Origin of the sequence: Erythrobacter sp. HI0063 (assembly GCF_001635685.1) — a bacterium.
GTDB lineage: Bacteria > Pseudomonadota > Alphaproteobacteria > Sphingomonadales > Sphingomonadaceae > Qipengyuania.
The window spans coordinates 1-284 of sequence record NZ_LWFF01000248.1 but is presented as its reverse complement, the minus strand read 5'-3'; the positions used below and the strand labels follow the sequence as shown (position 1 = coordinate 284).

Below are 284 nucleotides of genomic sequence, written 5' to 3'. Positions count from 1 at the left end.
GCCCCTTGCCTGCATCAAGCTGACGATGGAAACGGCGCTCGAAACGGGCCTTCCGACCAATCGGCTCATCTTCGAATTCACCGAAAACGAGCGGTTGGACACCGACCATGTGCGCAGCATCGTCAGGGCTTATCAGGCGCTTGGATTCACGACCGCCATTGACGATTTCGGTTCGGGCCATGCGGGCCTCGGCCTCTTGGCCAATTTGCAGACCGACGCAATCAAGCTCGATATGGATTTGATCCGGAATCTCGACACGTCCCTTGCGCGGCGCCAGATCGTCA

General features: G+C 58.5%; 1 protein-coding gene. It reads left to right on the top strand.

Going from position 1 to position 284, the window contains the following annotated elements:
* Positions 1 to 284 (top strand): EAL domain-containing protein (locus A3736_RS08015; protein WP_156502044.1); only part of this gene is annotated, 284 nt, incomplete at both ends.